This is a genomic window from Mariniphaga sediminis (genome assembly GCF_003573545.1).
GTDB classification, from domain to species: Bacteria; Bacteroidota; Bacteroidia; order Bacteroidales; family Prolixibacteraceae; genus Mariniphaga; species Mariniphaga sediminis.
Map to the genome: position 1 here is coordinate 17,040 of NZ_QWET01000030.1, position 23,582 is coordinate 40,621.

Annotated in this window: 23 protein-coding genes; 2 read left to right on the forward strand and 21 right to left on the reverse strand. The window is 40.9% G+C overall.

Annotation, left to right across the window (positions count from 1 at the left end):
- Positions 1-117: 117 nt before the first annotated feature.
- From D1164_RS22245 to D1164_RS22285, 9 genes are all read right to left on the reverse strand, one after another.
- Entirely contained in the window at positions 118-1,491 is a 1,374-nt protein-coding gene (locus D1164_RS22245) for a Gfo/Idh/MocA family protein (protein WP_119352117.1), read from the reverse strand.
- Between the two features lie 614 nt (positions 1,492-2,105).
- A complete protein-coding gene (locus tag D1164_RS22250) occupies positions 2,106-4,733 on the reverse strand; it encodes a valine--tRNA ligase (protein WP_119352118.1) in 2,628 nt (875 codons plus the stop codon).
- Between the two features lie 284 nt (positions 4,734-5,017).
- Positions 5,018-5,407, reverse strand: coding sequence for a hypothetical protein (locus D1164_RS22255; RefSeq protein WP_119352119.1), 390 nt, complete (start codon positions 5,405-5,407; stop codon positions 5,018-5,020).
- Positions 5,404-5,631 (reverse strand): AtpZ/AtpI family protein, encoded by a 228-nt coding sequence (locus D1164_RS22260; protein WP_119352120.1) that lies wholly within the window; start codon positions 5,629-5,631, stop codon positions 5,404-5,406. Before D1164_RS22260 ends, D1164_RS22255 begins: the two co-directional genes overlap by 4 nt.
- A complete protein-coding gene (locus D1164_RS22265; RefSeq protein WP_241558317.1) occupies positions 5,594-6,007 on the reverse strand; it encodes a bactofilin family protein in 414 nt (137 codons plus the stop codon). The genes D1164_RS22260 and D1164_RS22265 overlap by 38 nt, the downstream gene beginning before the upstream one ends.
- 130 nt (positions 6,008-6,137) lie before the next feature.
- Positions 6,138-7,136, reverse strand: coding sequence for a beta-ketoacyl-ACP synthase III (locus tag D1164_RS22270; protein WP_119352122.1), 999 nt, complete (start codon positions 7,134-7,136; stop codon positions 6,138-6,140).
- A 173-nt stretch (positions 7,137-7,309) separates the two neighbouring features.
- Complete coding sequence (rpmF, locus tag D1164_RS22275; protein ID WP_119352123.1) at positions 7,310-7,495, reverse strand: 50S ribosomal protein L32; 186 nt, start codon at positions 7,493-7,495, stop codon at positions 7,310-7,312.
- A 12-nt stretch (positions 7,496-7,507) separates the two neighbouring features.
- Positions 7,508-8,029 (reverse strand): YceD family protein, encoded by a 522-nt coding sequence (locus tag D1164_RS22280; protein ID WP_119352124.1) that lies wholly within the window; start codon positions 8,027-8,029, stop codon positions 7,508-7,510.
- A gap of 326 nt (positions 8,030-8,355) precedes the next feature.
- Positions 8,356-9,924, reverse strand: a complete 1,569-nt coding sequence (locus D1164_RS22285; protein WP_119352125.1) for a glycerol-3-phosphate dehydrogenase/oxidase — start codon at positions 9,922-9,924, stop codon at positions 8,356-8,358.
- A gap of 950 nt (positions 9,925-10,874) precedes the next feature.
- Between D1164_RS22285 and D1164_RS24000 the strand changes: the two genes are divergently transcribed.
- A complete protein-coding gene (locus tag D1164_RS24000; RefSeq protein ID WP_206611093.1) occupies positions 10,875-11,051 on the forward strand; it encodes a DeoR/GlpR family DNA-binding transcription regulator in 177 nt (58 codons plus the stop codon).
- A 9-nt stretch (positions 11,052-11,060) separates the two neighbouring features.
- On the opposite strand, the gene pyrF is transcribed toward D1164_RS24000, so the two are convergent.
- From pyrF to D1164_RS22330, 8 genes are all read right to left on the reverse strand, one after another.
- Positions 11,061-11,894 carry an orotidine-5'-phosphate decarboxylase gene (gene pyrF, locus D1164_RS22295; protein WP_119352126.1) on the reverse strand — a complete coding sequence of 278 codons (834 nt, stop codon included), beginning with the start codon at positions 11,892-11,894 and terminating at the stop codon, positions 11,061-11,063.
- A 12-nt stretch (positions 11,895-11,906) separates the two neighbouring features.
- Positions 11,907-12,248, reverse strand: a complete 342-nt coding sequence (locus D1164_RS22300) for a DUF5615 family PIN-like protein (protein WP_119352127.1) — start codon at positions 12,246-12,248, stop codon at positions 11,907-11,909.
- On the reverse strand, positions 12,248-12,481 hold the full coding sequence (locus tag D1164_RS22305; RefSeq protein ID WP_119352128.1) for a DUF433 domain-containing protein: 234 nt from the start codon (positions 12,479-12,481) through the stop codon (positions 12,248-12,250). The genes D1164_RS22300 and D1164_RS22305 overlap by 1 nt, the downstream gene beginning before the upstream one ends.
- A gap of 90 nt (positions 12,482-12,571) precedes the next feature.
- Complete coding sequence (prfA, locus tag D1164_RS22310; protein ID WP_119352129.1) at positions 12,572-13,657, reverse strand: peptide chain release factor 1; 1,086 nt, start codon at positions 13,655-13,657, stop codon at positions 12,572-12,574.
- Between the two features lie 19 nt (positions 13,658-13,676).
- On the reverse strand, positions 13,677-14,015 hold the full coding sequence (locus tag D1164_RS22315) for a HepT-like ribonuclease domain-containing protein (RefSeq protein WP_119352130.1): 339 nt from the start codon (positions 14,013-14,015) through the stop codon (positions 13,677-13,679).
- Entirely contained in the window at positions 13,999-14,313 is a 315-nt protein-coding gene (locus D1164_RS22320; protein ID WP_119352131.1) for a nucleotidyltransferase family protein, read from the reverse strand. The genes D1164_RS22315 and D1164_RS22320 overlap by 17 nt, the downstream gene beginning before the upstream one ends.
- A 24-nt stretch (positions 14,314-14,337) precedes the next feature.
- Positions 14,338-15,507 (reverse strand): AIR synthase related protein, encoded by a 1,170-nt coding sequence (locus tag D1164_RS22325; protein ID WP_119352132.1) that lies wholly within the window; start codon positions 15,505-15,507, stop codon positions 14,338-14,340.
- 119 nt (positions 15,508-15,626) lie between these two features.
- On the reverse strand, positions 15,627-17,291 hold the full coding sequence (locus D1164_RS22330; RefSeq protein ID WP_119352133.1) for an AMP-binding protein: 1,665 nt from the start codon (positions 17,289-17,291) through the stop codon (positions 15,627-15,629).
- A gap of 206 nt (positions 17,292-17,497) precedes the next feature.
- Here D1164_RS22330 and D1164_RS22335 point away from each other — a divergent pair, with 206 nt between their 5' ends.
- Positions 17,498-17,887, forward strand: a complete 390-nt coding sequence (locus D1164_RS22335; protein ID WP_119352134.1) for a VOC family protein — start codon at positions 17,498-17,500, stop codon at positions 17,885-17,887.
- Between the two features lie 54 nt (positions 17,888-17,941).
- Here the strand turns inward: D1164_RS22335 and D1164_RS22340 are convergent, their stop codons facing one another.
- From D1164_RS22340 to D1164_RS23865, 4 genes are all read right to left on the reverse strand, one after another.
- Positions 17,942-19,456: a Gfo/Idh/MocA family protein gene (locus tag D1164_RS22340; protein ID WP_119352135.1), complete on the reverse strand. Its 1,515-nt coding sequence runs from the start codon at positions 19,454-19,456 to the stop codon at positions 17,942-17,944.
- A gap of 676 nt (positions 19,457-20,132) precedes the next feature.
- The gene (locus D1164_RS22345; protein ID WP_119352136.1) at positions 20,133-22,316 is read right to left on the reverse strand and encodes a hypothetical protein; all 2,184 of its coding nucleotides are present in this window, start codon (positions 22,314-22,316) and stop codon (positions 20,133-20,135) included.
- A 49-nt stretch (positions 22,317-22,365) separates the two neighbouring features.
- Entirely contained in the window at positions 22,366-23,244 is an 879-nt protein-coding gene (locus D1164_RS22350; RefSeq protein WP_119352137.1) for an ROK family protein, read from the reverse strand.
- A gap of 139 nt (positions 23,245-23,383) precedes the next feature.
- On the reverse strand, positions 23,384-23,582 hold a 199-nt coding region (locus D1164_RS23865), incomplete at its 5' end, for a hypothetical protein (RefSeq protein WP_172594594.1).

Sequence of the window (23,582 nt, forward strand, 5' to 3'; positions counted from 1 at the left end):
TGAGTTTATGCTTCGTTAAAAATATCGCCGCAGCTATGGCTATGTCTCAATTTTTTGCCTTGCCTAAACCCAAAATAATCAAAACAATTTAAGGCTCACCATCAAATTCAATTGATATTATACTTCGTCTCCCACTACATATGGTTTTCTGTAATTGCGCGTAAGCATCATATCTGCTTCCGGGTCGTTGGCAAATTTTTCATACTTTCCTTTGAAAGTAAGTTCCCTCTTCAGCTGGTAAGAAATATTGGCTAAAAGAGGAAGGACCGTTGAATAATAGCCTTCGCGGATATCGCAGTTCAGGTCATAATTATTCTGTGAACGAATAGCATCGACAAAATTGGCGTAATGCTCTGTACCTCCCGGCGCAGCACGGAAAGTAGGATCCTGCGGCACTTCCGAAGTTTCTTCTGCCGATCCGGCAAATGGTTCGGTCTCTCTTCCACGGAATGCTTTCCATGTAGTTCCGTTTATTTCCATGTAGCCTTCAGTACCATAAAACATATTCCCAATTTTGGTGTTCAGGCTTGACTCTCCGTGTGTATAACGCCCACGGGTTTCAAATTCCAGTACCTTTCCGTCTTCGTAGGTAAACAGTGAAGTTTGGGTATTGGGTGTTTCCTGCGAGCATTCTTTCGGACTGATCCCATAAATTCCACCTGTGGAGTAAACAGAAACAGGATGTTCATCCTTATTCAACCCCCACCTGGCAACATCAAACTGGTGTGGCCCCTGATTTCCAGTGTCACCGTTTCCGGTGTCCCAGTGCCAATGCCAGTTATAATGTCCCTTTTTTTCGTTATACGGACGCCATTGCACAGGTCCGAGCCACATATCATAATGAAGGGATTCGGGCGGCATGCCGTCAGGCGCAATTCCAAACGAGTCACGTGGCTTATAGCAAAGTCCTTTAGCCATATAAACATCACCAATACCGCCATCATGCAAAAATTTCATGGCTTCTATTATGTTGGCAATAGAGCGGTTCTGGAAACCTACCTGTACCCGGACGTTGTATTTACGTGCTGCTTCAATCATTTTGCGGCCTTCAAAAACATTGTGGCTGGCTGGCTTTTCCACATAAACATGTTTTCCGGCCTGACAAGCCCAAATGGTGCCTAATGCATGCCAATGATTGGGTGTGGCAAATGAAACTGCATCAATTTCCTTGTCCTCAAAAACCCGGCGCATATCCCACTCGGTAACTGGTCTGGTACCAATGGCTTTTTCCACATTTTTAGCCCGTTCGGCAAAAAGTGCTTCATCTACATCGCAAAGTGTTTTAAGAAAAACATTCCGGTTACTTTTTAATGAACACCATTTATCAATGTGTCCGTTCCCTTGTCCGCGGATTCCAATAACCGCCATAGTAACCCGTTCGTTGGCCCCCTTAATTGATGCATAGGATTTGGCACTAAAGCCCAATCCCCCTATAGCTATTCCCGCTGTACCAGCCAGCGTGTTTTTAATAAAATCCCTTCTTTGTGTCATAATTATCAAAATTTAGTCCGTTAAAAAAATGGGAGCTCAATTTAGTGAAATGAATTTTATCCGGAAAAAAAAACAGGAAGAGTTTACAGAAGCCGACCATAAAACCTCTGCAATTATTCCGGATTTATCTGATTTGGGATTCCAATATTGTTTTTCTTTCCGAAGAAGTGCAAAGAAAAAAAACAAAAAAGGTTGCCTTCACTAAGACAACCTGGGAACAACTTCAAAAAGGGATAAGAGAGAATTAAAACAAATCCGACGAAAAAGTAAACATTTCGGGACGAACAGCTTCAAACACCAAAAAATTCAATCACTCTTCTACCAACCCGGAACGACTGAGGTTACGGAAAAACATCTGAAAGAAGTTACACTTCACCAAAGCCGGGGTTGTCCTGAACTTTATTTGTTCCATTAAGAATGTATGAATAATTCATGTTAAAAAACTTCTTTCGTTAGGAAATCTTCCTTTTTCAATTCTTACTTCAAATAAACCCTCTTTTTATTTCATAGCCGTTAAAGAACCGTTAAGTAACAAATAAACATATCTTTTCAGGGATACAGGCCGGTAAAATACTCATTCCCTTTACGGGTATCCGGTGATACCAGCCTAATTATTACTTCAACCCGGCAATCCGCTCTTCCAGCACCTTTATTTTGGCTTCTGCATCTGCCTGCTTTGCTTTTTCTTTGGCAACTACAGCTTCAGGGGCATTATTTACGAACCGCTCATTATTTAGCTTTTTCATTACAGAATTCAGGAATCCCTTTGTATATCCCAGCTCTTCTTCCAGCTTTTTCAATTCCTCTTCCACATCGATAAAACCATCCAGGGGAATATAAAAGTTAGTGGATTTTACCCGGAAAGAAGCAGCCCCTTTCACCTCTTCAGAGACCAAATCAAGCGAAGTAAGATTGCCCAGTTTTTTCAAAACCGGCGCAAATCCGTCTTCATAACCTTTATCTCCCTGCTGAATTTTTAACTCAAGCGCATCTTTATTGGGAATATTTTTTTCTTTCCTGATATTTCTGATTCCTGAAATGGCCTCTTTCACATTTTCAAAAGCTGCAAGCGATACAGCATCGTAACCTTCTGCTACCGGCATCTGGCTAATCATGATACTTTCCCCCTCTTTTCGCTCTTTTAAAAGCTGCCAGATTTCTTCCGTAACAAACGGCATAAACGGGTGCATCAACCTCAGCAACTGATCGAAAATATCCACCACTTCCCTAAAGGTTTTGGCATCAACCGGCTGCTGATATGGTGGTTTTACAATCTCCAGCAACCAGCCCGAAAACTCATCGCGAACCGTGGTATAAACGGTCATCAACGCTTCTGAAATCCGGAATTGGCTGAACTGCGAATCAAGTGTCGAAACCACCTCATTCAATTTATTTCTGAACCATTCAACAGCCAGTTTCGAATGTTCGGGTTGTTCCTTTTCTTTCGACACTTCCCAGTTTTTTACCAGCCGGAAGGCGTTCCAGATTTTAGTCACAAATCCGGCTCCCTGTTGTGGCAAGCTCTCGTCGAACAGCAAATCGCCACCGGCAGGGGAACAAAGCAACATACCCACGCGAACCCCGTCGGCTCCATATTTGGCAATCAGATCCAGTGGATCGGGTGAGTTCCCCAACGACTTCGACATTTTCCGGCGCTGTGCATCGCGCACCATCCCGGTAAAATAAACATTTTTATACGGGTACTCCTGCCTGTATTCATACCCGGCAATGATCATACGCGCAACCCAAAAGAAAATAATGTCGGGTGCGGTAACCAGATCAGAGGTTGGGTAATAATAATTCACATCATCGTTCTCCGGATGCCGGATGCCATCGAATACAGAAATGGGCCACAACCAACTCGAAAACCAGGTATCAAGGACATCCTCATCCTGCGTTAGATCAGTAAGAACAAGGTCTTTATTGCCGGTTTTTTCCTTTGCCTTCTGCAAAGCCTTTTCAGCAGTTTCGGCACAAACGAAATCACCACCGGGCAAGTAGTAAACAGGAATTTGATGCCCCCACCACAACTGACGACTGATACACCAGTCCTTGATGTTGCCCATCCAGTGCCGGTAAATGTTTTTGAATTTCGACGGATAAAATTTAATGGTATCGTTCATCACATTTTCCAGCGCCGGCTTTACGAGATCTTCCATTCTCAGAAACCACTGTGCTGAAAGTTTTGGCTCGATAACCACATCGGTACGTTCCGAAAAGCCTACTTTGTTGGTGTAGTCTTCGATGCGTGCCATGTTCCCTGCCTTTTCCAATTCGGGAACAATTTTTTCGCGCACTTCAAAACGATCTTCTCCAACAAAAATTTCGGCTGCTTTACTCAGTGTTCCATCATCGTTAAAAATATCGACAGTAGGCAAATTGTGCCGTAATCCTATTTCGTAGTCGTTTATATCATGCGCCGGCGTAATCTTCAGACAGCCCGTACCAAATTCCATATCTACATAATCGTCCTCAATAATAGGAATTGAACGGTTAATAAGCGGAACCAGCACCCGTTTTCCTTTCAGGTGAAAAAACCTTTTGTCGGCAGGGTTCACACATACGGCAGTATCCCCCAGAATGGTTTCGGGCCGTGTAGTGGCAATTGTGACGTACCCATCTTCCCCGTCGATTTTATATTTCAGATAATACAGTTTTGACTTGACTTCTTTGTAAATCACTTCTTCATCTGAAAGAGCAGTTTTGGCTGCCGGATCCCAGTTCACCATCCGCACACCGCGGTAAATAAGCCCTTTGTCGAATAAATCCACAAAAACGTTGATGACCGATTCACTCCGGGTCTCGTCCATGGTAAAAGCAGTGCGGTCCCAGTCGCACGAAGCACCCAGCTTTTTTAATTGCTCCAGAATAATTCCCCCGTGTTTACGGGTCCAGTCCCAGGCATGTTCAAGAAATTCTTCACGGGTAAGATCGTACTTGTCGACTCCTTCCTCGCGGAGCTTATTCACCACTTTAGCCTCTGTGGCAATGGAAGCATGGTCTGTCCCGGGCACCCAGCAGGCATTTCTCCCGGTCATACGCGCACGGCGTACCAGAATATCCTGGATAGTATTGTTCAGCATGTGCCCCATATGAAGCACGCCAGTTACATTTGGTGGTGGGATTACAATTGTATAAGGTTCCCGGCCATCGGGTTCAGAGTGAAAAAAATTCTTGTCGGTCCAATACTGGTACCATTTCCCTTCTACTTTTGCCGGGTTGTATTTACTCGGTATTTCCATGCTTTTCTTTTTCAGAATGATAACGGTTAAAAAATGCGGCACAAAAATAGGAAAAACAGGGCAAAAGTTTAATGTTTAATGTCTAAAGTTTAAATAGGAAACTTAAAGCGAATAAAAGTAAAATCCCTTTTTGAATTTTCAGGCGGTCATACAAAATCGCAAGCTATGTATTCCTTCGCATCCGATGATCAGGCAATTGCCGAAGTATTTTTATAGTCAGTTCTTATATATGAATGAGCATGGGAAATATCAAATTCCAAAGATCCCAACACCAAACTGCAAACTCATTTTTGATTGCTTCTTGAAATCCGGGACAAGTCGGCAACTTCAATAAAAGTAAAAACGATATAAATTACAACCAGGCTTACCACAAAAGCAGCTACTTCTGTTGAATCGACAACCATATAAACAATGGCAAATATGGAATAAAGCATCAGTCGGAAAAGCGAAACCAGCATACTACTTCGGGTAAAACGAGCCACATCTTTTTTAGCCAATCTCAACTGATACCCATGCAACAATATCGTAATTAAGGCAAAAAAGCCCAGCATCCAGGGCAAAACCGGGAGGTAGTGTTGCGGAACAACAAAGGCAAAAATTCCCGCTCCGGCAGCCGCTAAAACAATAGAAGCAATAAATATTCTTGTAATAAACTGTCGTAATTCCCTGTTCATTTTTTTAAAAGTTTACGGGTAGCATAAATAATCGAACCGATTACCGAAAGAACCATCAACCCTAAGGTAAAACCCTTGAATTCGTTATCCATCCATTGATCTATTTTGTATCCGAGGAATGTCCCTGCAACAATCATAATCATCATTTCAAACCCCAGACTTGAATAACGAATAAAAGCATCATATTTATTTTTGTTGTTCTTTGGCGACTGGCGGTTTTTCATTTTTTATGATCGAATCTTTGGTGTCTCCTCCCATTGAACAGGTTCCGGTAAACAATGAACCCGGTTCAACCGATAACTTTCCGGCAATGATATCTCCGTAAATTTTAGCCGAAGCTTTCATGGTCAGCAACTCAGATACCACTACTTTACCTTTTATATATCCTGCTACTTCTATATTGTTACAATTCACTTCTCCGTCTACTTTCCCTTTCGGGCCGATTACCAGCCTTCCTTTTGAGTTAATGTTCCCAACCAGTTCGCCGTCGATGCGAATATCGCCGTTTGCTGCAATATCGCCTTTAATTAGTGTACCTTCGTTTATAATATTTATGGATTGGTTAAGGTTTTCGCTAAAGTTTGATGTTTGTTTTGCCATTTTTAATTTCATTTTAATATACTATAAATCAACCCTCTATACAATTCTGTTTAAGTGCGTTGAAATAATCCGCCTGAAATTACACATTTTTTATTTGCATAGCAAAACAAAAGTTATTTTCCAAAAACTGTTACTGTCCGTCATACGCCCATTTCAGAAAAACGCTCCCCCATGTGAACCCTGCCCCAAAAGCAGCCAGAATGATGTTGTCACCCTTCCGGAGTTGTTTTTCATAATCCCAAAGGCACAGCGGGATAGTAGCTGCCGTGGTATTCCCGTATCTCTGAATATTGATCATTACCTTGTCTTTGCTTAGTCCCATTCTGCGGGCAGTCGCTTCAATAATGCGCATGTTGGCCTGATGGGGCACCAACCATGTAATATCTTCTGAACTCAGGTTATGACGTTCCATAATTTCAACAGCCACATCAGCCATGCCTGTCACAGCATATTTAAAAACAATTTGTCCTTCCTGAAAAATATAATGTTCGTTGTTTTCCAACGTTTCCTGCGATGCCGGCCTCAATGAACCGCCGCCTTTCATGTGGAGATGGTGACGCCCCAGGCCATCAACATGATGAATATAATCGATTAACCCTACATCTTCGATTGTTGGTTCAAGCAATACGGCTGTCCCTGCATCACCAAAAAGCGGACAGGTAGTACGATCTTTATAATTGGTTATTGCAGACATTTTATCGGCGCCCACCACGATAACCTTCCGGTAGCGTCCCGACTCAATAAACTGTGCCGCCGTTGCCAATGTAAAAATGAACCCCGAACAGGCTGCATTCAAATCAAAACTCCATGCATTATGGATACCGGTTTTATGGGCAATGATATTTGCCGTTGCCGGGAAAGGCATGTCAGGGGTAATGGTGGCACAAATCAATAAATCGACTTCATCAGGAGATGTACCCGTTTTTTGCAACAAATTTTTTACTGCTTCGGCCCCCATATAACTGGTAGCCTTGTTTTTATCTTTTAAGATACGCCGCTCTTTAATACCAATACGCTGCATAATCCACTCGTCGGTGGTATCTACCATGGTACTCAATTCATCATTGGTCAACCGGTAATCCGGTAAAAAAGCGCCCACTCCCGTAATCGCTGCCCTGATTTTAGCCATTTACTTAAATTTTTCTTTTCAGGCTGCGAATATAAAATGAATAAAAGTTGAAAATGTACTTATTTCAGGAAAAGGTCGGGAGATGTTAAATAATACTTAATTTTTTGCAGAACAATAAATTAATAAGTTCAAAAAGTCTGGCTATAAGACAAAAAAAAGGGGGTGACTACCCCCTAAACTGCAATTTCTTTTTCAATTACCTGTTTTCCCCTGTAATATCCGCATTCCGGGCAAATATGGTGGTATTTTACCGTTGCACCGCAATTGGAACATGTAGCAAGAGTAGGAAGGGAAGCTTTGTAATGTGTCCGTCTTTTGTCCCTCCTCGTTTTCGATGTTTTGCTCTTTGGATGTGCCATGATATTTCAATTTTAATTATTATTCCAGTTTTTCAATGCCTCCCATCGCGGGTCGGCTTTTCTCTCTTCTTTATATTCAAGCTGCAACAACCTGTCAATCATCTCTTTGTCACAGCCACTCTCTCCGTTCTTTTTATCAGGATGTACATGTTTCATCGGAATACTCAACACAATGTATTCATAAAACAATTGAGCCAGGTTAATCCGGTGCTCTTCGGGTAAAACCCAAATAATTTCATCGTCTTCACAATCACTCTCTCCAAATTTTACAAAAAGCTCATTTTTATACTTCACTTTCTGCCTGTAGTTTTCGAGACAACGATCGCAGGTAAGCTCCACCCATCCATTCAGACGGAACCGCAGTTTCAAAAATAAACTTCGCTTTTCAAGCCGTACAGTCACCTTTAAACTACCAACACTCACCAACCCCTGATCAAAATGTTCAAAGAACTCATCCCGAATATCAAATTCGAATTCGTGCAGGCCTTCTTTAAGGCCTTTAAACTCCACATCATATTTTGTTCTCCAGCCCATTGTTCAAAAAAAGTGCTGCAAAAGTATAAATAATTTTACAAACGTACGAAAGGGAAGAAAGAAAATAAGTTACCTGAAGATTCCGTTAGTTTTCTGCTACAAATATAAAAGCTAATTATCGCTCCTTTCCACAATCAAATCAGGCACCGCAGAGGACATTAACAAACTATTCTTTCAAGTCTTTCCGATCAGCACCAAAATATTCAATATACCAAAATCCTGTTCCATTTTAATAGTGGTAACCAACCGGTCATCAATGACATCAAGTTCTTCCTAACCCCGGGCACCACGAATCGCTGCCTTCTCAATGGGTGCTTCTACTTATTTCAATGTACAATATAATGCCCTGCCAGTTCTGTAAATTCTTTAACCTGTCCTTGCTGCCACTCTTCACTGTAGTTTAATTCTTTTGCCATAATCCGGGCAACTTCGGGAGCCATCTCAATGGCCGCCCGGGCATCGAGAAACAGCGCCCTCAACCTCCGGGCAAGCACATCTTCCACTGTCTGAGCCATTTCTTCTTTTACAGCCCAAAGTACATGAGCTACATTAAACGTATAATTTTGGTGCAGAAGATCTCCGTTTTTCTTATCCTCCTGAATTAATTCAGCAATTCTTTCGGCATCACTTCCGTAAACATAATCCCAGGTCGAATCATCTACCTTTGCTGCATACCCATGTAATTTCAGGTTAGCTGTCACACATTTCTTCTGTTCGAGCGCTCCAATCCTCGTCGCCAAATTTACAACTTCCTCGGCCATCTCACGGTAAGTGGTCCATTTGCCGCCGGTAATGGTAAGCAATCCCGATTTCGTTTTGTAAATCTTATGACTACGCGAAATTTCCTTTGTTTTTTGGTTATCACCGGCATCTGAAGCAGCCAGCGGACGAAGACCTGCAAAAACAGAAAGCACGTCGGCACGAGTAGGCTGATCAGCAAGGTATTGACCTGCCTGATCTAAAATAAAATCAACTTCTTCTTCCAAAGCATGGGGTTCCAATTCAGGATTTTCCAGGGGGGTGTCTGTGGTTCCGAGCACCACTTTATTATGCCAGGGAACACCAAACAGAACACGGCCATCACTTGTTTTCGGAATCATCAGGGCCGATTTACCTCCCAAAAATTTCTGATCCACAACAAGATGGACACCCTGACTAGGCCGAACCATCTTCTTCGTTTCAGGAGAGTCCATACACCTGATTTCATCCACAAACACACCCGTCGCATTCACAACCACCTTGCTTTTAATACTATATTCTTTATCAGCAAGTAAATCGCTCGCTTTTACGCCGGTAATTTTCCCGTTTATATCTTTTTCCAGACCGGTCACCTTCATATAGTTTAAACAAATTCCGCCACTATCTGCCGCGGTTTGTGCCAGGGAAACCGCCATTCGCGCATCATCAAACTGACCATCATGATATACAACTCCGCCTTTCAACCCCATCCGCTTTAATCCCGGAATTTCTTTCATCACCTTTTTTACAGACATGGGCAACGAACGTCCCAGCCCCATTTTCCCAGCCAGTATATCATATAAAGTGAGGCCCACTGAATAAAACGGACGCTCCCACCACTTATAGTTTCCGATAATAAACCGCATATCTTTAACCAGGTGAGGGGCATTTCTGCGCATCCTTCCCCTTTCCCGAAGCGCCTCTATCACCAACCGGACATTACCCTGAGCAAGATATCGTACCCCACCGTGAACAAGTTTTGTGCTCCGGCTTGAAGTCCCTTTGGCAAAATCACTCTGTTCTAAAAGAACTGTTTTAAATCCACGGGTGGCTGCATCTACAGCGACACCCAACCCTGTTGCGCCTCCGCCAATAACAAGAATATCACAAGCAAAGTTTCTCCCTGAAATCGCACTCAGAAAATTATTCCTATTCATTTATTTATCTTGCTTTTATCGTTATAAAAACTTCCAGTTTTTTTTATACACTTCACCTCTCAAAAAAAAAATCTTTCGATTCGTTTCCCAGTCTCGAATTTCAATTTATGCACAAGTCCCCGCTACAGGTTATTGGAAAGGATTTTGATAAATTCAATATCACACGCAGAAGATGCACTGTAATTGTTTTTATTCATTTTTTTCAAGACCATTAAAACGAAACCAAAATGTACATATTAATTTCGATTTAAGCCCTTACGCCACTAATTATAACAACAAATATAAAGAAAAAGAAACTTACCGAACAAACACTCGCTCTAAAAGTCATTTTTAGCACTAAAATTTCACATTCGTAATTTCACGAAAAACTATCGGGTATCAAAGAAAAAACAGGCCATCGAATTTCTAATACTGAAGTTGCTTAAAATGAATCCGCATCAGACACAGAATATACAGAACAAAATTAACCGAATATATAAATTCGGTAAGCTAACAAACAATCAAGAACATACACAACTATATTCTAACAAACAATAAATTAGCCACACGGAATAACTAACTCAGCCCCGCCCAAATAACGAACAAATGAATAAAAAATCAAACACATTCATGCTTCCATAAACCACCTTTAGACCTTCTTTCAAAGAAAACATCCACATCCAATCTGATTTCCTTCTGTCTTTTGAAATAATTATCTTTTATTTCGATTTTATTTCGAAATAATTGCTTCAAAAAACCACTTTACAATGTTTCGCTCCCAAGGTGAATATGAGTTCCACTGCATCAGCACCTACCTCCAAAGACTGGACTACAGAAATAAAATCATTTTCAGTTGTGGGCGACTATGCAACAAAATTGTTCAATGATATTACCTGTTCCAAACTGTTTATCGGAGTAGATAGGATGGAATCACCAACTCGAACATTGAGGAAGCTTTATAAAACAAAAGAATGATGGAGACCGCCCACCGGACGATTATGCTCTCCGACTCATCAAAATTTAGAAGAAAAGGATTTGGCAAAATATGTAACCTGGAGCAAATCGATGTAATTATCACAGACTCAGGAATCCCTCAGAAAACAGCTAACGAAGTGGAAGAACTCGGTATAGAACTTATTATCGTGTAAACGATGATACTAAATCAATTTCCGTCCTTTCAAAAGTTTTTCCATGTCCTCCTGCACTTTGCAAGCTGCTTCTCCCGCTTTTTCAGCATAATCTTCCCCCGCTGAGGCATAAATAATCCCTCGGGAAGAATTAACTAGCAAACCACATTGGCTGTTCATGCCATTTTCAGCAACTGCCTCCAGGCTGCCGCCCTGGGCTCCTACACCGGGAACCAAAAGAAAATGATGTGGCACTATTTCCCGAATTTCACTCAGCTTTTCTGCTTTTGTGGCACCAACCACATACATCAGATTTTCGGGAGTACCCCAGTTCTGCGAAGTTTTTAAAACCGATTCAAAAAGCGGATCCCCCGTTTCTTCATTTTGCAAAAACTGAAAGTCAGAAGCACCTTTATTGGAGGTAAGCGCCAGCAAAATCACCCACTTTTCAGGATAAGTCATAAATGGTTTTACTGAATCTTCACCCATATAAGGAGCTACAGTTATGGCATCAAAATCAAGCTTTTCAAAAAATGCGCGGGCATATAAATTCGATGTATTCCCAATATCACCACGTTTGGCATCGGCAATCAGAAAAATTTCAGGATAGTTTTCCCTGACATATTCTACTGTTTTCTCAAGGCTCTCCCACCCCTGCCAACCCAGGCTTTCATAAAATGCCAGGTTAGGCTTGTACGCAACGGTGTATTGCGCTGTGGCATCAATAATTTCCTTATTAAAGAAAAATACCGGATCGGGTTTGTCCAGTAAATGTTTTGGTATTTTCAGTATATCTGTATCAAGCCCGACACAAAGGAAGCTTCGCTTTTTTTGTATTTGTTGAAAAAGTTGATTTCTATCCATTTTTGAAAAGTGTTATGTCAATGATTCAATTCTGTCAGGAAATACATTAATGAGCTTATTATTTTTCAACTCTTCCTGTATGGAAGGCCATATTCTATTCAGAAAAGCATGTAATTCGCTCATTCTTTTGTTTCCAATCTTTAAATGAATAACCTTAGGCGGTGGAGTTTTGTAAAGGATTTTATTCGAAAAATCAGCGTCCTTAGTAATGATTACCATATTATTTTCTTCTGAATATTTCCAAATATCTTCATCGGATGAAATATTGGGTAAATCATTTACATGAATAAAATTTTCATTATTCCAAAGCTCGAAATAGTAAGGCAAGTTTTCATCAATAAGAAATTTAAACATCAGGCAACTGGTTTTATAGAATAATTTCTTCCCAACAGAGATGCCGCAAATTTGAGCGATGCCTGAATATCTTCTAATTCGAGGGATGGGTATTGTTTTAAAATATCATCCGGAGAGTCGCCCGCCGAAAGAAATTCCAATAAAGTCTGAACAGTTATTCTCGAACCACGAATGGTTGGCTTACCGTTACAAATTTTTTCGTCAATCGTTATTCTATCCGATATATATTCCATCGTATTTTTTTTCAAAAATAAAGAATCAAATTGAAACTATTTCAGAATACTTTTTAAATATCCTACATAACAACAGAGAATACCGATAGTTTAAATCTCCGCCTCCTTCAGTTTTTGTGCATTTTCTTCAATCATCAGTTTTTCGATAATTTCATCGATTTCTCCATTGATGATTGCCTGCAAATTATACATTGTCAGGTTAATCCGATGATCGGTAACACGTCCCTGCGGCCAGTTATAAGTCCGTATTTTTGCCGAGCGATCTCCGGTAGAAACCATGGTTTTCCTTTTCGATGAAATTTCGTCGATGTACTTTTGATACTCCATGTTGTAAATCCGCGTACGCAACTCGTTCATTGCTTTGGCCAGGTTTTTTAACTGCGACTTTTCATCCTGACAGGTTACTACAATGCCAGTAGGAATATGTGTCAACCGGATGGCAGAATAAGTGGTGTTTACCGACTGGCCTCCCGGACCGGAAGAACAGTAGGTATCCTTTTTAATATCGGATTCTTTCAGCTCCACATCAAACTCTTCTGCTTCAGGCAAAACAGCCACCGTAGCAGCCGATGTGTGAACACGTCCCTGCGTTTCAGTTTGTGGCACCCGCTGAACACGGTGTACACCCGACTCATACTTCAAAATACCGTAAACCCCATCGCCTGTTACATTGGCCACAATCTCCTTGTAACCTCCGGCAGTGCCTTCGTTTACATTGGTCACTTCCAGACGCCAGCCTTTTTTCTCACAAAATTTGGAGTACATACGAAACAGGTCACCGGCAAAAATACTGGCCTCGTCTCCGCCAGTTCCGGCGCGTATTTCCAGGATGGCATTTTTGCCGTCTTCCGGATCGGCAGGCACCAGCAGCATCTTTACCTCTTTTTCCTTTCCCGGTATCTTTTCTTCAGCCAACTCCATCTCTTCGCGAGCCATTTCCCGCAATTCTTCGTCACTCTCTTCTGCCAGGATCTCTTTTCCCGACTGAATATTGTCGACCAGATTTTTGTATTCTTTAAATGCAGTAAGTAATTTTTCCAGGCTTTTATACTCCTGGTTCAACTTCACATACCGTTTCATATCCGCAATCACTGCCGGATCGGTAATCTGCTGTTGCACCTCCTCAAACCTGTGTTTTATCGACTCATATTTTTCAAGTAATGCGTATTCTGCCATCGATTCTTTTTTCTATCTTTTAACTTTTCTCCAAGTAATTTTTAACCTCTTCTTTTAAAACAGGAAGATGGTTAATTATTATACCCCATAATTGGGAATTTTCAATTTCATCGTAGCCATGAATAATTTTATTTCTTGCATCAACTATCCTTCTTGAGTTGGAAATTTCAATTTCGGGCTCAATAGCCAATAATTTTTTCATTGCTTCTCCGATAATTTCAAGATTTCTTTCCACTGCATCCTGAAGCATGGGATTATTGTCGTAATCCTCAAAATATTTCTTCTCACCAATATATTTATCAATATTATCGATTGCTGTGTATATATCGAAAAGAAGTTTTTTAATCCTGTTTTTCATAAATCAATTCTTTTGTTTCGTTCAACTCCTCAATGAAATAAGGATTTTTTAAAGAATTTTCTGTAACGATATCTATTTCACGATTAAAAAAATCCCGCAGTTTATCGTGTAAATTCCACCACAATTCCCCTTTTTCTAATGGGTCTAAATCAGGCTGAAACCGAACCAAAAAATCCAAATCGCTTTCTTCATTAAATTCTCCGGTCACAGCAGAACCGAAAATAAAAGCTCTTTCAATTTTATGCATTTCAAAAAAAAGCCTGATTTTTTCAATATTTGACGAGATAATATTATTCATTGCGAATTGAAATATGGTTAAAACCTAATAAACAAATTCTCCCTTTTCAGAGTTTATCGTAAGTTTTTTCCCTTCACAAGGCTCTACTTTTCCAATAATCTGAGCATCAATACCAAACGACTTCGAGATGGAAATAATCTCCTCTGCCGCTTCCTGACTGGTGTAAATCTCGAACCGATGCCCCATGTTAAACACCTTGTACATTTCTTTCCAAGCTGTTCCTGACTGTTCCTGAATAATCTTAAACAGCGGTGGAACCGGAAACATATTATCTTTTATTACATGCACATTCTCCACAAAATGAAGCACTTTTGTCTGCGCCCCACCCGAGCAATGAACCATTCCTGAAATATCTTTCCGAAACTTTTCCAACACTTTCTGAATAACCGGAGCATAGGTACGTGTGGGTGAAAGCACCAATTGACCGGCATTCACGCCCAACCCTTCTATTTCATCCGTTAGCTTGTATTTTCCAGAATAAACCAGTTCTGACGGCACTTCCGGGTCAAAACTTTCGGGAAATTTTTCTGCCAGGTAATTGGCAAAAACATCGTGCCTGGCCGAGGTGAGACCGTTGCTCCCCATTCCGCCGTTGTATCTTTCTTCGTAAGTTGCCTGCCCGGAAGAAGACAATCCAACGATAACATTACCTGCTGAAATATTCCCTGCTGAAACAACATCGCTGCGTTTCATGCGGCAAACCACGGTAGAATCGACAATGATAGTGCGTACCAAATCACCTACATCAGCTGTTTCGCCCCCAGTTGACCAGGCGCTGATTCCCATACCCCGCAAGTCCTGCAGCAGCTCTTCGGTACCGTTGATGATGGCTGCAATCACTTCACCGGGAATTTTATTCTTGTTCCGGCCAATGGTCGAAGAAACCAGAATATTGTCGGTAGCACCCACACATAACAAGTCGTCGATATTCATAATCAGCGCATCCTGTGCAATGCCCTTCCAAACCGAAAGGTCACCGGTTTCTTTCCAGTACATATAAGCCAGCGACGATTTGGTGCCGGCGCCATCGGCATGCATAATGTTACACCACGCTGAATCACCCCCTAAAACATCAGGCACAATTTTGCAGAATGCTTTGGGAAACAATCCTTTGTCGATGTTCTTTATGGCGTTGTGCACATCGTCTTTTGCAGCCGATACCCCACGGGCGTTATATCTTGATTCAGTAACCATTCATTTGATTTTAAGGTCACAAAATTAATAATTTCGGGGCACTTTGAAGGGTGACGACCAAAGTTTCTCCGGGTTTGTTATTTTATTATACAAAAACAACAGGAAGCCGGTTGCAATTATCAGGCGTACAGAAACCGTTTGATCTTTTTTGTCGGGGTTTTTTCAAAAGGCGTAGGATGTAAGACAATAACCTGAAGTTTTGAAAATTTGTTTAACTCCGCATTTACCTTTTTATGGATTTCCTTTAAAATTTCTTCCGACTTATCGGAAATAAACTGATGTGCCTCAGCTTTCAGCGATTTGAAATGCTGTTCAATTTCTTCGATATTTAAATGGACCATTGCCACCAGTTTCCCTTTTTTCTCTACCACAAGCGACTCAAGGACAAAACGCATTTTGTTAATCACCGATTCAATTTCTTCGGGATAAATATTTTCCCCACTGGCTCCCACAATCATGGTTTTAATGCGCCCTTTGATGTACAGATAATTGTTTTTATCAAAAAATCCACGGTCGCCGGTTTTAAACCAGCCATCTTCGGTAAAAACTTCGCGGGTCAGTTCCGGAGCTTTATAGTATCCCTTCATTACGTTTGGCCCCTTCGCCTGAATTTCGCCCTCATTTGTTACCGGATCAACATTGCCAAGACGAAGTTCTACTCCCCGGATAGCAGGCCCAGTGGATCCCAGCCGGGTATGGTTCACCACGGCACCGGCAAGCAGAGGCGATGTTTCCGTCAGTCCATAACCAATGGCATACGGAAATTTCCCTTCTTTCAGAAACTGTTCAGTACTGGGATCGAGCTTGGCGCCTCCAATACCAAAAAAGTGTAATTTTCCGCCAAAAGTTTGGTACAATTTACGGGCGGCGATGCGATTTAAAATTTTTCTGGAAGGCGGCATCGAATAAAGAAAACGGGTTACCCGGTTTTTTTGAAACTTCGGCAATATTTTACTTCTGAAAACTTTTTCGATAATCAGAGGAACCACCAACATCAACGTAGGTTTTACAGTTTGGAGCGCTGGTAAAAGCACTGACGCTACCGGCGGTTTACGCAGATAGTGTACCGAAGCGCCGAACTTCACCGGCAGCAAAAAGCTGATAGTATTTTCGAAGGTGTGCGACAGGGGCAATACCGAAAGAAACCGATCTTCGGGTTCTATCTTTTGAAGGCTATTACACTGCTCCACTGTCCAGGTAATATTTTTATGGGTAAGCATAACCCCTTTTGAACTGCCTGTAGTTCCCGAGGTATAAATAACAGAGGCCAAATCCTCTTCATCCACATCGGCCGGTTCAGATTCTTCCCCCAAAACCGGAAGTGAATTCTCCAGAACTCCAAGGCGATCGGCCGGAGTTCCTTTGGGAATTACGGCAAAGTTTTCAATCAGGATCACATGTTCCAACAAGTCGGTCGTTTCCCGATCCAGATTTTTATACAGCGCCTTGGAAACAAACAAAACTTTTGCCTCCGAATGTTCAATAATGGACTTAATTTCATTCAGATGAAAATCGGGCAATACCGGCACTGCCGTAGCTCCTGCCCAGGAAACAGAAAAATAAGCCACACCCCAATTAGGCATGTTGGTACTCAAAATAGCTACTTTATCACCTTTTGAAATACCCAGTTCTTTTAACAACCCGGCAACACGGGCTACATCGTTGCCTAATTGCCTGTATGTGTAGTTGTTTTCTCCGGCAAAAACCAGAGAAGTATTTTCGCCGAATTTACGAACCGATTCCTGAAGCATTGCAGGAATAGTGTATTTTATACCGTTTGTCATCTTTTTCCAACTTAATTATCCTCAAAAAAATCAATCTTTTCTTAAAGGATTTGACCGACAAAAGTAGTAATAAACCCGGCTTTATTTTCTTCTTCCTTCATTTTAAACTATTTTTAACATACAAAAAATAAAACAATCTCCCTGACTGTCAACAGGAAACCTAAATTCAATTTTTGTCGTAAATTTACATCAGTAATCTTAGAATTATGCGAATCAGTCATGTTGCCATCTGGACCTACAACCTCGAAGGACTACGAAATTTCTACATGCATTATTTCGATGCCTCTTCTTCTGAGATATATTATAACCACTCCAAAGAATTCAGTTCCTACTTTTTACTGTTTGATGGTGATTGCAGCCTGGAAATTATGGAGATGCCCAAACTTTCCAAATCGAAAAACGACCCGATGAAACACTACACCGGCCTGGCCCACTTTGCCATAAAAGTGGGAACAAAAACCGAAGTGGACCGGCTGACCAAACTGATTCGCAACGACGGATTCAAAATAATGACCGAACCCCGCACCACCGGCGACGGATTTTACGAAAGCACTGTGCTTGATCCTGACGGCAACCGAGTGGAAATTGTTGCGTGAACAAACTCCAAAGTAATAGAAAAGGAGAATATTTAATTCCCTTTTGTGGCAGGCTTACAAAATCAGTTCCCAACCATCGCGGGGTTTTCTTTTTATGAGGTTTTGGGCATATTCCAAAGCATCAACTTCTTCATATTCTGATTTGTACTTTGGTACGCCACTGTCATCGTCTAACTTAACAAATTTTGGCAACCCTATTTTTTCTCCCTTGTTAATATTTGTAAACTGCATATTTTTCCCATCCCATTCCAATATCCGCCTTAAACCTGATAGCCGGGCAGCAACAGTTCCCATAACTACTACTTCATTAAAAGGGCCGGCATATCCAAAATGGGATTTCGTTTTTACCCGGACGGTGGGATCTTCTTTACAGGCTCTAATCCAGTCTTTTTCGTGGCCTCCAATACCGCCGGGAACAATACGTTCATTTATTTCCGGGGCATATTCTTTAAACTGGTCGGTGGGCAAACGCTTGGGGTCTTTTCCGTAACACCCGCACATCATTTTGCCTTTGCTGCCAATAAACAGCACACCCCCATCGCGGTCACCCATCATTTCTCCGTCTTTTAGTTCGGCAGGCCGGTTAGGCATAAGGCCGCCATCGTACCAGGTTACTTCCACTGCCGGCATTTCCACATTCCGGTATTTTTCTCTTTCCGGAAAATAATAAGTTATTTTTTCCGACTCCGGCGGCGATTCGATGGTCCATTTGGATGAACTTGCCTGGATGCCTGTCGGATATTTTAAACGCAAACTACGCATTACCGGATCTAAAATGTGACAGGCCATGTCGCCTAAAGCACCGGTACCAAAATCGAACCACCCACGCCAGTTCCACGGATGGTACCATGGCGAATACGGACGCTGGGGGGCTGGCCCCAACCACAAATCCCAATCCAACTCAGAAGGTTTTCGTGGCGTGTCTTCCGGGCGGTTCAGGCATTGAGGCCAGATAGGACGGTTCGTCCATGCATGAACTTCCTTTATTTCACCAATGTCACCATTCCAAATGCTTTCACATATCCACGCTACCTGGTCTCCCGAGGCGCCCTGATTTCCCATTTGGGTAGCCACATTGTATTTTTCGGCTGCCTGCGTTAATATTCTCGATTCATATACAGAATGGGTCAACGGTTTTTGGCAATAAACATGTTTACCCAGTTTCATCGCATCCAGGGTAATTTTAGCGTGTGTGTGATCTGGTGTCGCTATAATTACGGCATCAATTTGATCTCCAATTTCAGCAAACATTTTTTTATAATCCTGATAATCATATGGAACTGTTTTATCCGGATAATTTTCTTTAAACTCATCCAACCGGCCTTTTGTTCTCCGCTCATCCACATCACAAAGTGCAACAATATTCTCTTCCATACAATTTCTCATGTTGCTATACCCCATGCCAAGCCCTACAACTGCAATGTTTAGTTTTCCTGCCGGCCATTGCTTTTTTTCAGCTTTATCTTCAGCGCATCCTGGCGTAAATAGCGCTGGAACAGTTAATGCTGAAGCAACAACGGCTGATGTTTTTATAAAATCTCTTCGGGGTATTTGCTTTTGTTCAGTCATAGTATTAAAACTTTTGATTTACATATTTTTAATGATGCCACCATAATCGGTTGGAAAATTCTCTTTTTTGACCAGATCATTTCAAAAGAAAGTACAATATTATATTTTATTTTTTTTCCTACCGGCCTGCCGCTGTATTTTTTTGAACAATATATTGTTTGCCATGCACAAATACAGCTTTCATGATACGGCCCTTCAATACTTTATTTGAAAATCTAAAGAATGGTATACTCATTTTAAATAATATCTCTTTTATCCGCTTCTAACCTTATATATAGTACATGCCTTAACTTTCATCCAAGAGACTAAGAACCGCAATTCATCTCCTGAATCATTAGCCTTTTAGTTATCCAACCTTGACCTCTGTGCTCCATACGCCCCATCCCAAATCAGAATTTGAGCCCCACCAACGATTGTAGTCAAAAGCATGGAACCAAAATGTAATTCCCTTGGTACTTTACCTAATATTTAGTTTGCTCTCTCTTTTTCTGAAAAACAGTTAAAGCGACAAGTCATATTTAGAATTAAATGATAATCCAGTAGGTAAGCTGTTAAACTACAGAAGGTAAAAAATTTTGAAGTGCTGGCTTTGATTATTGCAAATTTCAAAAGAGTGATGCGTTATTCAACAATAAACCTCTTTGGATTTTTAATCCATAGAGGTTTAAAAGTTAAATTATTCTATCCCAGCTAACATCTGCTTCTTCAAACCTGCGTAGTGCTGTTTAACTTTCGAATCGAGAGTCAAATCCCATATTGATGTATTCTGTTCCCTTAGAGCTAAAATGGAAACAATCCATCCCTGCGTCCAGCCACTTTCAATGGCCCAGGCTCCCCATCCGTGATCAGCATTCGAGCCCCAATGTTCATATCGACCATAATCAAAAGCTCTCATCCAACCCCCATCAATTTCAGGGTGCTTTTCAGAAACCACCTGGATACGGCATAAAAATTCAGTCAACTTGTCGACAGCCTTTTTTATTTTCGGGTCATTAGTTGCATAATAGGCTTCATGCAAACCTAAAAAAGCAAAGTTTGTTGTATACAGTAAATCACTCACTTTATCTCCGTTTTGAGCAATAAGCGGTGCCTCTGTTGTTCCGTATGCTTCATTATTTTGTGGAGGAGGATATTTTCCCATTTCTAAATTCCCCAGTTCCTCGCGAATTGCTCCACACGTATCTTGAAGTTTTAAAAGATCATCTACAATTCTGTAGAGCATATCCCTGCTTTCCGGAGTATCTTTTACCCGTACCAACCAGGCAATCGGCAGTAACATTCTGGCCTTTTCCTGCGCAATACCGTTTGTCCACTGCCATCCTTCCGGATATTTTTGCATGTTTTCTTTAATGGCTTTCTCAGTTCTTTCAAGAAATATCTGATCACCGGTTTTATGATAAGCCCACAACATACACGCCCAAACATAGGCTTCAAAATGTGGGGAATAGTGCTTTATATCTCTCTCGTAGTAATGCCTCCAACCATTCTCCTCAAAATCGGGAATATCGATGCGGCTGCCTCGAAAACCTGATTTCCCGGTTGTACGCAGCAGAGCAATCATCGATTTCATTAACAGACTGTCCCACCGCTCAGAGCCGGAAAGAGCCGAAGTAGTTAAAGCGCCAAGCAGGAAGCGAGCATTGTCATCGCCATAACTGGCACGATACCAAGAATAATTACTAATTCCCCAAGGTATTAAACCATAGGCTCCATGATTGGGATTACCGTATTCTCCTTTCATGGCATCCGATTCAATAAGATAAAAATCTAAAATATTTTCAGCAATTTTAGAATATTCCGGTTTCTTTAAAACCTTACCAGCACATGCCAAAGCCATGGCGGTTTCAGCATTACAGTCGCCACGCCTGACAATACCAATTGGCTGGCTGCCTTTTTCATTTATTCTTGAAAATACACATTCGAAAACTCCGTTTTTTCCATCGCCTTCTGGGATTGAAGCATTCCAATCAAGCATCCAATTTCCTGAAGCTTTCATTATCTCCAAAGTATCTTCAAGCGATTCATGAACCAACATTTTACTATTAAAAAACCAGGCAGCTCCTTTTTCAATACTTTTCTTTTGATAGTGTGCGGGCAACGCTTCTGTTTTTTCGAATGATGCTTGTATTTCAGGTTCCCACTCAAGTTCAAAAACCGAATTCCCGGGATACACATAGTCAAGAATAAATTTCCAAACTCCTGCCCATGCTTTTTGGGGAGTATAACGACCTTGAACCACATTACTGAGGTTAGTTGTTGAAACCAAAACCGGATAATCGGAGAGTTCGAACAGAATGGGCACAGTTTTTTCAGGCAATCCATAGACTGCCCTATCAAATCCGGCAACCTTTGCCGCAACAATATAACTTTTTACCACATTTGTGGAGATGTAGTTAAATCCATTTATACTTAACACATCTAAACTGTCGGGCATCCCCTTAAAAAAAGAGGAATTAACTACTGCACGCTCCAAATCGGCCACAACCGTTTCTTGCAAGTTAATACCGGGCAAAAATGATGGAAACTCCAAATATACCTTTAATCCCTTTTCTTTTACAATCTCAAAAAAATCGGAAGAAACCACTAACCTTTCAGCAGGATATTTATCTGCAAAAAGCATTAGTGCTTCACCGTTTTTAGCTTTTATTGCTGCTTTCATCGGAGAATCATGTAGCTCTGTTTCTATTTGATTATTCTGACTGAGAATTTTATAAAAATCGTTAGATTGATTACCTACCACATGAACAACGTTGTTTTTATGGGTACAACCATATGATGTTAATGCAATAAGAAGAAACACAATCAAATATAGATAATTGGGAATTTTTGTATGAGATTGAACAATATTAATACTATACATTTTCTGTTAAATTAGATTTCTGCATTTAAAAAAAAATCCACTTATTTTATTATTTTAGACCATCGACCCCGTCGATTGCTGCAATTAAGTTCACAAAATTGCCAATCTTGTCACCCAGCTCGGCAGGAACTATCTCACATACTTTCCATGTTGGTTCGAGAGCTTCTTTTTCGATAACACTAATGCATACGACATTGAAAAGATGTGGATTTCTGGAGTAAACACTACCAATTATAATACATTCAGGATTTAAAATATCAATTAAAATTGACAGTCCAATTCCTCGGTATTTAGCTGATTTATCAAACGCAACAATTGCTGCTTTATCTCCTTCTGCAGCGGCAATAGCAACATCTTTTTTAGTAATATTTTGTACGGCATCTAAGCTTTCACAGAAAGAAACGCGCGCTCCTTTTTCCATTTTTTCAACCGCCATTATCTGTGCCATTCGTATAATACCTGAACCGCTGCAAAAACCCTCAAAAGATCCTTTTTTTCTATATACTTCAGGGTCACCTTCGTCTAACCGAATATGCCCAATTTCACAATCCAAATCGTTGGTATCTGCATATAATTTTCCATTTAAAATCAAACCATTCCTCAATCCTATCCTCAAAGTCATGAATATCATGTTTTTAGATCTTTTTACAGCTCCAATTTTCCATTCGACCAAGACACACGCGTTTGCATCGTTTTGAAGAAATACAGGAACATTATATTTCTGTTGAAATAGTTTTGTGATAGAAATATTATCCCAGCCCGGAAGATTTGGAGGAGATTGGATTACTCCGATTTTACTGTCCAAAGAGCCACCACAATTAATACCAATTTCTAACAACTGACATTCTTTAACAGATTTGCGTAAAAATCCACTAAAACACTGACTGACAGAAATTTGAGTAAATTTCAGGTAAATTACATTGCTCATTTTCAGATAGTTATATACATTTTTAATGAAGTATTGATTTTTGTGATTCCATTTATATTAACCATTACACTAATAATCCGATTATTGTAAAAAATGTTAATGATGACTTACGCAAAATCACCTTGCTCATCAACTTTCTTTAGAGAAACGCCTTTACCAATATTAAAGCTGTATGGCTTCCAATATAAAGCGTAGAGGCAATTTTATAAAGCCCCGGCTGAGAAACGACTATCGTTCCCCCTTTATCGATTGCTTTTTGCAAAGCATTTACATTTTCTATTCCACTTGCGCCAGCAGAGAAGCCAAATGCATTAGCATCGGTAAAGCCGGCTGTTGAC

Excerpts from the sequence above, each read along its gene's own strand:
- D1164_RS22245 (WP_119352117.1), bottom strand. The coding sequence starts at position 1,491 with ATGACACAAAGAAGGGATTTTATTAAAAACACGCTGGCTGGTACAGCG.
- D1164_RS22250 (WP_119352118.1), bottom strand. The coding sequence starts at position 4,733 with ATGGAAATACCGAGTAAATACAACCCGGCAAAAGTAGAAGGGAAATGG.
- D1164_RS22255 (WP_119352119.1), bottom strand. The coding sequence starts at position 5,407 with ATGAACAGGGAATTACGACAGTTTATTACAAGAATATTTATTGCTTCT.
- D1164_RS22260 (WP_119352120.1), bottom strand. The coding sequence starts at position 5,631 with ATGAAAAACCGCCAGTCGCCAAAGAACAACAAAAATAAATATGATGCT.
- D1164_RS22265 (WP_241558317.1), bottom strand. The coding sequence starts at position 6,007 with ATGGCAAAACAAACATCAAACTTTAGCGAAAACCTTAACCAATCCATA.
- D1164_RS22270 (WP_119352122.1), bottom strand. The coding sequence starts at position 7,136 with ATGGCTAAAATCAGGGCAGCGATTACGGGAGTGGGCGCTTTTTTACCG.
- rpmF (WP_119352123.1), bottom strand. The coding sequence starts at position 7,495 with ATGGCACATCCAAAGAGCAAAACATCGAAAACGAGGAGGGACAAAAGA.
- D1164_RS22280 (WP_119352124.1), bottom strand. The coding sequence starts at position 8,029 with ATGGGCTGGAGAACAAAATATGATGTGGAGTTTAAAGGCCTTAAAGAA.
- D1164_RS22285 (WP_119352125.1), bottom strand. The coding sequence starts at position 9,924 with ATGAATAGGAATAATTTTCTGAGTGCGATTTCAGGGAGAAACTTTGCT.
- D1164_RS24000 (WP_206611093.1), top strand. The coding sequence starts at position 10,875 with ATGATGGAGACCGCCCACCGGACGATTATGCTCTCCGACTCATCAAAA.
- pyrF (WP_119352126.1), bottom strand. The coding sequence starts at position 11,894 with ATGGATAGAAATCAACTTTTTCAACAAATACAAAAAAAGCGAAGCTTC.
- D1164_RS22300 (WP_119352127.1), bottom strand. The coding sequence starts at position 12,248 with ATGTTTAAATTTCTTATTGATGAAAACTTGCCTTACTATTTCGAGCTT.
- D1164_RS22305 (WP_119352128.1), bottom strand. The coding sequence starts at position 12,481 with ATGGAATATATATCGGATAGAATAACGATTGACGAAAAAATTTGTAAC.
- prfA (WP_119352129.1), bottom strand. The coding sequence starts at position 13,657 with ATGGCAGAATACGCATTACTTGAAAAATATGAGTCGATAAAACACAGG.
- D1164_RS22315 (WP_119352130.1), bottom strand. The coding sequence starts at position 14,015 with ATGAAAAACAGGATTAAAAAACTTCTTTTCGATATATACACAGCAATC.
- D1164_RS22320 (WP_119352131.1), bottom strand. The coding sequence starts at position 14,313 with ATGAATAATATTATCTCGTCAAATATTGAAAAAATCAGGCTTTTTTTT.
- D1164_RS22325 (WP_119352132.1), bottom strand. The coding sequence starts at position 15,507 with ATGGTTACTGAATCAAGATATAACGCCCGTGGGGTATCGGCTGCAAAA.
- D1164_RS22330 (WP_119352133.1), bottom strand. The coding sequence starts at position 17,291 with ATGACAAACGGTATAAAATACACTATTCCTGCAATGCTTCAGGAATCG.
- D1164_RS22335 (WP_119352134.1), top strand. The coding sequence starts at position 17,498 with ATGCGAATCAGTCATGTTGCCATCTGGACCTACAACCTCGAAGGACTA.
- D1164_RS22340 (WP_119352135.1), bottom strand. The coding sequence starts at position 19,456 with ATGACTGAACAAAAGCAAATACCCCGAAGAGATTTTATAAAAACATCA.
- D1164_RS22345 (WP_119352136.1), bottom strand. The coding sequence starts at position 22,316 with ATGTATAGTATTAATATTGTTCAATCTCATACAAAAATTCCCAATTAT.
- D1164_RS22350 (WP_119352137.1), bottom strand. The coding sequence starts at position 23,244 with ATGAGCAATGTAATTTACCTGAAATTTACTCAAATTTCTGTCAGTCAG.